Annotated in this window: 10 protein-coding genes; 6 read left to right on the forward strand and 4 right to left on the reverse strand. The window is 55.8% G+C overall.

What is annotated here, in order from left to right:
- Positions 1-59 precede the first annotated feature (59 nt).
- From glnH to rhtA, 3 genes are all read right to left on the reverse strand, one after another.
- Positions 60-806: a glutamine ABC transporter substrate-binding protein GlnH gene (gene glnH / locus BBB56_RS05030; RefSeq protein ID WP_123799441.1), complete on the reverse strand. Its 747-nt coding sequence runs from the start codon at positions 804-806 to the stop codon at positions 60-62.
- Positions 807-1,129: 323 nt separating this feature from the next.
- Positions 1,130-1,633, reverse strand: a complete 504-nt coding sequence (gene dps / locus BBB56_RS05035; protein ID WP_123799390.1) for a DNA starvation/stationary phase protection protein Dps — start codon at positions 1,631-1,633, stop codon at positions 1,130-1,132.
- 327 nt (positions 1,634-1,960) lie between these two features.
- Entirely contained in the window at positions 1,961-2,872 is a 912-nt protein-coding gene (gene rhtA / locus BBB56_RS05040; protein ID WP_123799392.1) for a threonine/homoserine exporter RhtA, read from the reverse strand.
- A gap of 377 nt (positions 2,873-3,249) precedes the next feature.
- Between rhtA and ompX the strand changes: the two genes are divergently transcribed.
- Entirely contained in the window at positions 3,250-3,762 is a 513-nt protein-coding gene (ompX, locus tag BBB56_RS05045; RefSeq protein WP_123799394.1) for an outer membrane protein OmpX, read from the forward strand.
- A gap of 138 nt (positions 3,763-3,900) precedes the next feature.
- Here the strand turns inward: ompX and BBB56_RS05050 are convergent, their stop codons facing one another.
- Positions 3,901-4,095: a hypothetical protein gene (locus BBB56_RS05050; protein ID WP_123799396.1), complete on the reverse strand. Its 195-nt coding sequence runs from the start codon at positions 4,093-4,095 to the stop codon at positions 3,901-3,903.
- 263 nt (positions 4,096-4,358) lie between these two features.
- Here BBB56_RS05050 and mntR point away from each other — a divergent pair, with 263 nt between their 5' ends.
- The 5 genes from mntR to BBB56_RS05075 all read left to right on the forward strand — a co-directional run bounded on the left by mntR (position 4,359) and on the right by BBB56_RS05075 (position 10,335).
- Complete coding sequence (gene mntR, locus BBB56_RS05055; protein ID WP_123799398.1) at positions 4,359-4,820, forward strand: manganese-binding transcriptional regulator MntR; 462 nt, start codon at positions 4,359-4,361, stop codon at positions 4,818-4,820.
- 17 nt (positions 4,821-4,837) lie between these two features.
- Positions 4,838-5,947, forward strand: a complete 1,110-nt coding sequence (locus BBB56_RS05060) for an SLC13 family permease (protein ID WP_123799400.1) — start codon at positions 4,838-4,840, stop codon at positions 5,945-5,947.
- 146 nt (positions 5,948-6,093) lie between these two features.
- Complete coding sequence (locus BBB56_RS05065) at positions 6,094-7,233, forward strand: HlyD family secretion protein (RefSeq protein WP_123799402.1); 1,140 nt, start codon at positions 6,094-6,096, stop codon at positions 7,231-7,233.
- Positions 7,230-8,798 (forward strand): DHA2 family efflux MFS transporter permease subunit, encoded by a 1,569-nt coding sequence (locus BBB56_RS05070; RefSeq protein ID WP_123799404.1) that lies wholly within the window; start codon positions 7,230-7,232, stop codon positions 8,796-8,798. Before BBB56_RS05065 ends, BBB56_RS05070 begins: the two co-directional genes overlap by 4 nt.
- 1 nt (position 8,799) lies before the next feature.
- Positions 8,800-10,335 carry an efflux transporter outer membrane subunit gene (locus BBB56_RS05075; protein ID WP_123799406.1) on the forward strand — a complete coding sequence of 512 codons (1,536 nt, stop codon included), beginning with the start codon at positions 8,800-8,802 and terminating at the stop codon, positions 10,333-10,335.
- The last annotated feature ends 134 nt before the right edge of the window (positions 10,336-10,469 follow it).

Raw genomic sequence — 10,469 nt, forward strand, 5'->3', positions numbered from 1 at the left:
TTGTTGCGATGGAAAAAAGCAGGGAGCCTGTCCCTGCCTAAAGAAAAATCAGTCGATTATTATTTAGGTTCGGTGCCGAACCATTTTTTATAGATCTGGTTATAGGTGCCGTTCTCTTTCAGCGTTTTAAGCGCGCCATTTACTTTCTCGCGCAGCGCGTCGCTGCCTTTCGGGAAAGCCACGCCGTACTGCTGTGCTTCGATAGAGTCGCCTACCGCTTTAAAGCGGCCTTTGCCCGCGGTGTTAATAAAATAGAGAATATTCGGCGTGTCGTGCAGCACCGCGTCGGCACGGTTAGTGCCCAGCTCCATATAGGCGTTGTCGATATTAGGGAACTGGCGCAGGTCTTTGGTTTTGATGTTCGCTTTAGCGTAATCAACCGAGCCGGTGCCGCTCTTCACCGCAACGACTTTGCCGTTCAGATCGCCGATGCCTTTGATGTCGTTTTCGTTATTGCGCACCATGACCAGCAGGCCGCTTTTGTAATAGCCGTCAGAAAACTCAATGGCTTTTTTGCGCTCCTCGGTGATGGTAATGCCGGCCAGCGCCAGGTCGACGTTGCGCGTTTGCAGTGCGGGAATAATGCCGCTGAAGTCCATCGGCTTCAGGCTGTAATCCAGCTTCAGTTCTTTGGCGATGGCGTCCCACAGATCGACGTCAAAGCCCACGTACTTGTCGCCCTGCTTAAATTCAAAGGGAACAAACGCGGTATCGGTCGCGACAATAAGTTTTTTTTCTGCTGCAACGGAAGAGAGAGAGAAGGCCAGCGCCAGCGCGGCCACAGAAACTTTTAACAGTGACTTCATCATTTTTCCTTATTACTACCCGGCTCAAAGCGGTGTTTACGGCTTACCATATGAAAAAATTATGCCAACTTTGCAAGCTGACCAAAATCAGCAGGTTAAACCTAAAAGCTGACACGATTCTGCCATGGTATAAGCAATTGCACCATCACTGGGCACCAAAATGGTGCGTATGGCATTTTTGGTGCAAGGGCACCTTTGCATGCGGGAGATAAGGCTGGAAAGAAGAGAGATGTAGAAGTGTTATGAAGGTCAAAAAACCGTAATTTTCCTGTTAAGCAAAAACAAAAAAGGCGGGTTACCCCGCCTGTTGTCTGTTCTGAAGATTATTCAATGTTTGATTCGATAAACCACAGGAACTTGTCCAGATCGCGTGACGCCGCAGTGAAAATATCCGCCGTATCTTCATCTTTTACTTCTGTGATGGCTTTACGCGTATCGTTAGCTACGATGGCGTAACGATCGGCCAGCGCTTTCAGGTGATCCTGCACGCTGTGAATATTCAGCGGATAGCTTTGCAGCGGGGTTTTGTCGTTGACAACCTGAGTGGTGCCCAGCGCTACGCCGCCTAACTGCACCACACGCTCTGCGATGGTGTCCTGATGATCGGTAATAGTGGTGCGGAAACCGTCCAGCATTTCATGTACGCCGATAAAGTTTGCGCCGCGCATGTTCCAGTGCGCCTGCTTGGTAATCAGCGACAGGTCGATAAATTCCACCACCAGACGGTTGAGCACCTCAATGGTGGCCTTTTTCTCGTCGTCAGCCACATCATTACGGGTGTAAAGCAGATCGGAAGAGTTATTTTTAACCAGTTTTGCGGTACTCATCGTTTGAATCCTCTCTTGGATGGTTGTCCTAATCAAGCACGGAAATAAGTATAGCAGCGCTTTTGCTGTTTGCAGGATTGAGCTGAGCTATGGCTGAAATAGATGGCATTTACGGATAATGCGTAAGCGGAAATAAACCCTGACCCGAACGCATTCGGGCCAGGGTGACGGGTTATCTCTCTGTAAATACGGATTTTTTTATGGCGGGCAGATAAAAATCAAACAGTATGTTTCAGAATGATAATATTAATGTTTATTGTTGGTTAAAATAAAAGCCCTTCTCAGCTGGTAATATTAACCGTCCGCCTGATTACGCAGCAGAATAGGCTATTGAGGCGGCGGCGACGTTATTTCTACCTGTTTTAACCGGGTATTACGGGGTTTGAGCGTCAGCGTCGCGCCGGCCGACGCCGCAATAATCGCCAGCAGACCCAGAGACTGCTGCCACGTCAGCGTTTCGCCGAGAAACAGAATGCCTGACAGCGCCGCGACGGCAGGTTCCAGGCTCATCAGCGTGCCGAAAATGCGTGCCGGCAATCGGGTCAACGCCACCATTTCCAGCGAATAGGGGATAGCGCTGGAGAGCAAGGCAACCAGAAGGGCAACGGGAATAACGCCCCAGTGCCAGATGCCTGGCTCCGCAAAGACCAGGCCTGTGGGCACAAAAATAACCGAAGCAATCAGCGAACCCAGCGCCACCGTGGCCGGACCATGTTCCGCTCCGGCGCGCTGCCCCGACAGAATATATAAAGCCCAGCAGGCCCCTGCGCCCACAGCCAGCGCGGCGCCCAGCGGATCGATAGCCTGCATGTTGTCGCCGAACGGCAGCAAAAACCACAGGCCAGTGACGGCGAGCACCACCCAGATAAAGTCCAGCAGGCGTCGCGTACCCAGCAGCGCCAGCGTCAGCGGACCGGTAAATTCCAGCGCGACCGCCACGCCTAACGGAACGGTGCGCAGCGACAGGTAAAACATAAAATTCATACAGCCCAGCGCCAGGCCATACAGCAGCAGCGGCACACGCTGCTCGCGCGTCACCCGCAAACGCCAGGGTTTAAAGATAAGGCAAAGCATCAGGGTACCCAGTCCGAGGCGCAGTGCGGTGATGCCTGTCGCGCCTACCGCGGGAAACAGCGATTTTGCCAGCGAGGCGCCGCCCTGTAGCGAGAGCATGGCAACCAGCAGTACCGCAACGGACATGGCTGGCGTGAAATTTTTACCTGAGAGAGAAAGTGACATCCTGTAAGCGCGTCCTGATGGTCAGTCTGTATGCGTTAAAAGGGGGCAGTCTACTGGATGCAGGATAAAAAAGAAGAGATCGAAAGCAGGGAAATCCCGCCCGGCCTGGGTGAAATTTAGCCGGTTTCAGGGCCAGTTCCGTAAAGAACTGTCAGGATTTTTTAGGAATTAACTTAAAGGACAATATTTATCAAAAAAAATTCATTGCAGTTTGATGACGCAATTTATAAGTAAAATGAATAACATAGGAAACTTCATTAACTTTCTGTTACACCAAACATTCTGTTAGACAATAATTTGCGGGCAGAGTTTCTGGCTGAGTTTTGTTATATTTTTAGCGTTGTCAGGAGAGAAGTATTATCACATTTGAGGTGGTTATGAAAAAAATTGCATGTCTTTCAGCACTGGCTTGTGTTCTGGCAGTTTCTGCGGGTTCCGCAATGGCGCAGAGCACAGTCACCGGCGGTTACGCTCAGTCTGACTATCAGGGCGTAGCTAACAAAGCTAACGGTTTCAACCTGAAATACCGTTACGAAGACGGCTCTAACCCGCTGGGTTGGATCGGTTCTTTCACCTACACCGAAAAAGATCGCACTGATTCTGGCGTGTATAACAAAGGTCAGTACTACGGTTTCACCGCAGGTCCGGCTTACCGTCTGAACGACTGGGCAAGCATCTACGGTGTAGTCGGTATCGGCTATGGTAAATTCCAGCAGAACGACACCGTTGTTCGCGACAAATCTGATTCAAGCGACGTAGGTTTCTCCTACGGTGCTGGTTTGCAGTTCAACCCGTATCAGGACTTCGCCATTGACGTTGGTTACGAGCAGAGCCGTATCCGTAACGTTGATGTTGGCACCTGGATTGCTGGCGTAGGTTACAGCTTCTAAGTTTTTGCTTAGACCAGTTGCAGAAAAAACGGCCCTTTGCGGCCGTTTTTTTTATGCCTGTTTCAGGAAAAACGGCAAAAAAAGAGATCGCAAAACAGCCTTTGCCGAGGCGAAAGGCTGTCAGAGAAAAGGGCGGCGTTATCCGCGCCAGATGAGCTTAGAGCAGTGACGATCGTCGCGCGGGGTGCCCAGCAGTTTTTCAACCAGCATCAGGCGAAGTGAAAAAGGGGAGCGGCTCAGCAGGCACAGCCAGGATTTCAGCGTGCTGGATGAAGCCTGTTTCTCAGTCTGGAAGCATTTGCCACAGTCAATGCAGCATTTCATGGTGCTCATCTCGACCTCCCAATCAGTAACGGCGTATTAGCAGACAATATCCGACGTCAGTCAGCAGAAGCCGCCGTCAGCGATAACGATGCTGGCGAATCTGCTCTTTGTTGTTAGCGCGGTTGCCTACAATATCAACAAATATAGCACTGGCTATACCCTGTAGCCAATGCTATTTACGAAAAATTTGAGCTTCTTTGTGCCTGGTTTACAATAAGCGCAGCAAATCCGTCTCGCTGCGCGAGCGCGGAGAATATTAAAGAGGAAGCTAGATGAGTCGTCGTGCCAAAAATGGGGTATCCGCTCCACAAGGACCCCTGAAAGATATCGAAGAGCATGTCGAAGGATTTCGACAGGTACGCGAAGCGCATCGCCGCGAACTGATCGACGACTATGTTGAATTGATCTCAGATTTAATCGGCGAGTTTGGCGAGGCCCGTCAGGTAGATATGGCGGCACGCCTCGGCGTCTCGCAGCCTACCGTAGCCAAAATGCTCAAACGTCTCAGCAGCGCCGGGCTGGTTGAGCAGGTGCCTTATCGCGGCGTCTTCCTGACCAGCGAAGGGGAGACGCTGGCCGCAGAGAGCCGTGCTCGCCATCACATCGTCGAAACTTTCCTTCTGGCGCTAGGTATTAGCCCAGAAACCGCACGTCGTGATTCTGAAGGCATTGAGCATCACGTCAGCGATGAAACCCTGGCCGTTTTTCAGAAATTCTACGAAAGCCGCAGTTAATCACCGGGCCCGCCACTATGTTAACCGTGCTGCGCACTTTTTTGCATGATCGTATTCTGCATCTGCTGCTCGCGCTCGGCGCGATTTTACTCCTGCTGTCCAGTTATCACTGGGCCGATCTGCCCGGCGCGGTCGACTGGCATACTATTGTCACGCTAACCGGTCTGTTGCTGTTAACCAAAGGGCTGGAAACCAGCGGCTACTTCGATGTGCTGGGCGCGCGGCTGACGGCCCGCTTTCGTCACGAACGCGCGCTGGCACTGTTTATGGTGCTGGCGGCCGCGCTGTTATCGACCTTTCTCACCAACGATGTGGCGCTGTTTATTCTGGTGCCGCTGACCCTGACGCTGCGCAAATTCTCGCGTCTTCCACTGTCGAGGCTGATCATCTTTGAAGCCCTGGCGGTTAACGCCGGCTCGCTGCTGACTCCGGTCGGCAACCCACAAAATATTCTGCTGTGGAGCCACGGCAAACTGGGCGTCGCCGGTTTTATTGCGCAAATGGCGCCGCTGGCGGTATGGCTGCTGGCGACGCTGCTGGCGCTGACGTGGTTTAGCTTCAAACCGCGCGCGATTCAGAAGCATGGCGAAGAGGAGACGCGCCAGTGGCAAAAGCCGCTGTTTACGATCAGCGTGCTGCTCTATCTGGTGTTTGTCGCCGCGCTGGAGTGGCAAATGACCGGCTGGGCGCTGCTGTTAATCATGGGCTGCTATCTGCTGATGGCGCGCAAAGTTCTGATTAATATCGACTGGAGCCTGCTGGCGGTATTTGTCGCCATGTTTATCGATGTCTATTTGCTGACCCATCTGCCCGTGGTGCAGCAGCACTTCGATGCGGTATCCCGCCTCGGCGACGGCGCTATCTACCTGCTGGGTATCGGCCTGTCGCAGGTGATCAGCAATGTGCCCGCCACCATTCTGCTGCTCCAGAAACTTCCCCCTTCCGACGTGCTTGCCTGGGCGGTCAATATTGGCGGTTTTGGGCTGCTGCCAGGATCGCTGGCCAACCTGATTGCGCTGCGTATGGCAAAAGATCGCCGCGTCTGGTGGCAGTTTCATCTCTTCTCTCTGCCCCTGCTGGCGTGGTCGATGATCAGCGGCTGGCTGCTGCTGCGTCTGCTGCACTAATTTCTGCCGCTTCCTGACAAATGGTGCAGGACGTGCCACTTTTGTCGGGAAAGGTCAAGAAACGCTGGAAAATGTCAGTTAACCATCTACTGTTTATCTGACCTTTTCTGCCCGGGAATTAGGGCGTTAGCCATGCGGAACTGACTATGAGCGAAAACGAGAAACGCGAATCCCATCAGGATGATGCGAAGAACGCGCACCACCCCTCGGACGAGCAGTCTGAAGACAATAACGATGAAAAAGAACGTAAACGACCAGGCAAAAAACCGTTAATCATTCTGGCCATTGTGGTCGTGGTAATGCTGCTTGTCGCGTTCTGGTTCTGGTTTAGCACCCGTAATGAAGAGACCACGGATGACGCCTTTACCGAGGGTGACGCCGTCACTATCGCGCCGAAGGCGTCGGGCTATGTGGTAAAGCTGCTGATCAATGACAACCAGCGTGTGAAAAAGGGCGATTTACTGGTCGAGATCGACCCGCGCGATACCCTGGCGCAACGCGACCAGGCGAAAGCGCAGCTCGGTCTGGCTCAGGCCCAGCTGCATCAGGCGCAGGCGCAGCTGGCCCTGTCAAAAGTACAGTATCCGGCGCAGCGCGATCAGGCGCTGGCTGACCAGGCGAAAGCGCAGGCAAACCTGCTAAACGCCGAGGCCGATTATCGCCGCCAGCGGGGCGTCGACCCGCGCGCAACCAGTCAGCGCAATATTGATACCGCCGCCGCGCAGCTGCGTTCGGCGCAGGCGCAGTTGCAGAGCGCGAAAGCGCAGGTAGAGGTCGCCTCGCAGGTGGCCTTACAGATCCGCCAGCAGGAAACCAATGTAGAAGCGCGTCAGCAGCAGGTGGCTCAGGCTCAGGCGCAGCTCAACACCGCAGAGCTGAACCTGTCCTACACCCAGGTGCGCGCCCCCTACGACGGATTTATCACCAAACGCAATGTCCAGCTCGGTACGCTGGTGCAGGCGGGAAGTTCGCTGTTCTCGCTGGTGTCGCCGGACATCTGGATCACCGCTAACTTCAAAGAGTCGCAGCTGGCGCGCATGAATCCAGGCGATAAAGTGGCCATCAGCGTCGATGCCTGGCCCGATATGCAGCTGGAAGGGCATGTCGACAGTATCCAGATGGGATCGGGTTCGCGCTTCTCGACATTCCCGGCGGAAAATGCCACCGGCAACTACGTAAAAATTGTTCAGCGCGTGCCGGTGAAGATTGTGATCGACAAAGGACTGGATCCGAATCATCCGCTGCCGCTTGGCCTGTCGGTCGAACCTAAGGTTACCGTGGAATGAGCCAGTCGCAGAGCTGGCAACCCTCCAGCAATCCCTGGCTCGTGGCGGTGACCGTGACGCTGGCGGTGTTTATGGAGATTCTGGACACCACCATCGTTAACGTGGCGCTGCCCCATATTGCCGGTTCGCTCTCCTCCAGCTATGACGAATCCACCTGGGTGCTGACCTCCTATCTGGTGGCAAACGGCATCGTGCTGCCGATATCCGCCTTTTTTAGCCGGCTTTTTGGCCGTAAACAGTTCTTTCTGATCTGCATCGTGATGTTTACCATCTGCTCCTTCCTGTGCGGCATCGCCACCGAGCTGTGGCAGATCATTCTGTTCCGCGTGCTACAGGGCTTTTTCGGCGGCGGCTTGCAGCCGGTGCAGCAGTCAGTGTTGCTGGACTACTTCAAGCCGGAGGATCGCGGCAAGGCCTTTGGTCTCTCTTCTATCGCGATTATCGTGGCTCCGGTGATCGGGCCTACGCTGGGCGGCTGGATCACGGATAACTATAGCTGGCGCTGGGTGTTCTTCATTAATATTCCCGTAGGGATTCTGACGGTGCTGGCGATCTATCAGCTGCTGGAAGATCCGCCGTGGGAGCGCAAGTGGGCGAAAGGGCGGCTGAAGATCGACTATATCGGCATCGGCCTGATCACCCTGGGTCTCGGCTGTCTACAGGTGTTTCTCGATCGCGGCGAAGATGAAGACTGGTTCGCCTCGCACTTTATCGTGCTGTTCGCCACGCTGGCGCTGGTCGGCATCGTCGGCGCGGTGTACTGGCTGATGTATGCCCGTAAGCCGGTGGTGGATATTCTGGTGATGAAGGATCGCAACTTCTGGGTATCCGGGCTGCTGATGGCAGGCATGGCGATGATCCTTTATGGCAGCTCGGTGGTTCTGCCGCAGCTGGCGCAGCAGGATCTCGGCTATACCGCAACCTGGTCAGGGCTGGTGCTGTCGCCGGGCGCGGTGCTGATTGTGCTTACCATTCCGCTGGTGATTGCGCTTATGCCGCGCGTGCAGACGCGCTATATCATCGCCTTTGGCTTTACCTGCCTGGCGCTGGCCTTTATGTACTCGTCAACCCTGACGCCGGACGTCGACTTTAAAACCCTGGTGCTGATGCGCAGCGCGCAGTCGATTGGACTGGGCTTTCTGTTCGTGCCGCTGACCACCATCGCCTTTATCACTATCCCGCAACGCCTGAATGCCGATGCGTCGGCGCTGTTTACCATGTTCCGTAACGTGGCCGGCTCTATCGGCATCTCGCTGTCAACGGCGGCGATTACCGAGCGCGAGCAGGTGCGGTCGGCGCATATGGTGCATAACATGACGCCGCTCAACGAGCAGTTCACTATCACGCTACAGCACTGGGCGCAGGCGATCCGCGATTTTACGACGGCGGTTGGCGATCCGATGACGCTGGCAAGCGGCCAGCTCTATCAGGAGATGGTGGCCCAGTCGCGCATTCTGGCATACATCGATGTTTTTTCAGGTCTGAGCATCGTCGCCCTGATTTTGATTCCATTTTGTTGGCTGCTGTCGCCGATTAAGAGCGAAGGCAGTGCAGGAGCACACTGACATGAAGGTTATCTTTACGCGCCAGCTGGCAAAGCCGCTGAGCCTGTTAACGCTGGCACTCTGGCTGGCGGGCTGCGCCGTTGGACCTGATTATGAGGCGCCAAAACCCCAGCTGCCGGGCAGCTATCATCTGCTGGACGCGCAGCAGGCCTCAAAAACCCAGGCCGGGGCGATCAATTCGCGCTGGTGGCAAACCTTTAACGATCCTCAGCTTAATAGCCTGATCGATCGCGCGGTAGAGGGAAATCTGACGCTCCAGCAGGCGGTGCTGCGTATCGCGGGCGCGCGGCAGGAGCTGGCGCAGGCGCGCGGCGGTCTGTTTCCCAGTCTGAACGGCAGCGCCAAAGTCACCCGCCAGCAGCTGGGCCTTGAAGGACTGCTCAAGGCAAACGGCGTGACCGACCAGCTCGACAGCGAGACCGCCAGCCAGCTCAGCAGCCTGGAGCAGCCGGTAACGCTCTATCAGGGCAGTTTCGACGCCAGCTGGGAACTGGATTTGTGGGGCAAGGTGCGGCGTCAGGTCGAGCTGGCCGACGCGCAAACGCAGGCGGCGGTAGAGCAGCGCAACGACGCGCTGGTGTCGCTGGAGGCCGAAGTGGCGCGCGCGTATCTGCAACTGCGCGGCGCGCAGGCGACCGTGGCGACGCTGGAGCAGCAGATTGCGATCGCGCAGCAGAGCTGGGAACTGACGCAGAGCCAGCAGCGTAACGGACTGGCTCCGCTGACCGACGTGGAAAACGCGCGCGCGCAGCTCAGTTCGCTTCAGGCGCAGCTGCCGCAGTATCAGTCGCAGGCGCGTCAGGCGATGAATGGGCTGGCGGTGCTGCTGGGCAAAACCCCAGGGGCGCTGGATAACGAGCTTTACCCGCCGAAGGCGATGCCTGCGCTGCCGCAGATCGTGCCCGTGGGGATTCCCGCTACGCTGGCGCGTCGCCGCCCGGATATTCGTCAGGCTGAGGCGACGCTCCATGCGCAGACGGCGAATATTGGCGTCTCGGTGGCCCAGCTCTTCCCCAGCCTGTCGCTGACCGGCCAGCTTGGCGTGCGCAATACCGATGTCAGCTATCTCGATAACTGGAGCAGCCATTTCTATTCGGTTGGCCCGTCGCTGTCGATCCCGATTTTTCAGGGCGGTCGGCTGGTCTCCAGCGTGAAGCTGGCGCGCGCGCAGCAGGCCAGCGCGGCGCTTGACTACCGTCAGACGGTGCTGACCGCCTTACAGGACGTAGAGAATGCGCTGGTCAGCTATCGCGCCGATCAGGCGCGCGTCACAGCGCTGGATGAAACGACCGGCTCCTTGCAGCGCGCCTTCGATCTCGCCAGCGACAGCTATCGTCAGGGCATTTCGACCTTTATCGAGGTGCTCGACGCGCAGCGTCAGCTGGCGCAGGCGCAAGAACAGGCGACCCAGGCGCGTATGCAGAGCGCGCTGGACCTGGTCGCCCTGTACAAAGCGCTGGGCGGCGGCTGGGAAACCTACCAGAACGTCACGCTGCCGCAGTTTGATGTGTTCGGCCCGACGCCAGCGGTAAATTAATCTCGTCTCTCCGGCTGCGAGACATCGCAGCCGCTCTTTCAGCGCGCTCTCACTATGCCTCATGAAATAAATATTCCTTTTTCCCTGGTGCGGCAGAAGAGGCAGGGCAGTAATAACAGGTCGGGTAAAGTGAT

Origin of the sequence: Candidatus Pantoea deserta (genome assembly GCF_003813865.1) — a bacterium.
Lineage (GTDB): Bacteria > Pseudomonadota > Gammaproteobacteria > Enterobacterales > Enterobacteriaceae > Pantoea > Pantoea deserta.

Excerpts from the sequence above, each read along its gene's own strand:
- glnH (WP_123799441.1), bottom strand. The coding sequence starts at position 806 with ATGAAGTCACTGTTAAAAGTTTCTGTGGCCGCGCTGGCGCTGGCCTTC.
- dps (WP_123799390.1), bottom strand. The coding sequence starts at position 1,633 with ATGAGTACCGCAAAACTGGTTAAAAATAACTCTTCCGATCTGCTTTAC.
- rhtA (WP_123799392.1), bottom strand. The coding sequence starts at position 2,872 with ATGTCACTTTCTCTCTCAGGTAAAAATTTCACGCCAGCCATGTCCGTT.
- ompX (WP_123799394.1), top strand. The coding sequence starts at position 3,250 with ATGAAAAAAATTGCATGTCTTTCAGCACTGGCTTGTGTTCTGGCAGTT.
- BBB56_RS05050 (WP_123799396.1), bottom strand. The coding sequence starts at position 4,095 with ATGAGCACCATGAAATGCTGCATTGACTGTGGCAAATGCTTCCAGACT.
- mntR (WP_123799398.1), top strand. The coding sequence starts at position 4,359 with ATGAGTCGTCGTGCCAAAAATGGGGTATCCGCTCCACAAGGACCCCTG.
- BBB56_RS05060 (WP_123799400.1), top strand. The coding sequence starts at position 4,838 with ATGTTAACCGTGCTGCGCACTTTTTTGCATGATCGTATTCTGCATCTG.
- BBB56_RS05065 (WP_123799402.1), top strand. The coding sequence starts at position 6,094 with ATGAGCGAAAACGAGAAACGCGAATCCCATCAGGATGATGCGAAGAAC.
- BBB56_RS05070 (WP_123799404.1), top strand. The coding sequence starts at position 7,230 with ATGAGCCAGTCGCAGAGCTGGCAACCCTCCAGCAATCCCTGGCTCGTG.
- BBB56_RS05075 (WP_123799406.1), top strand. The coding sequence starts at position 8,800 with ATGAAGGTTATCTTTACGCGCCAGCTGGCAAAGCCGCTGAGCCTGTTA.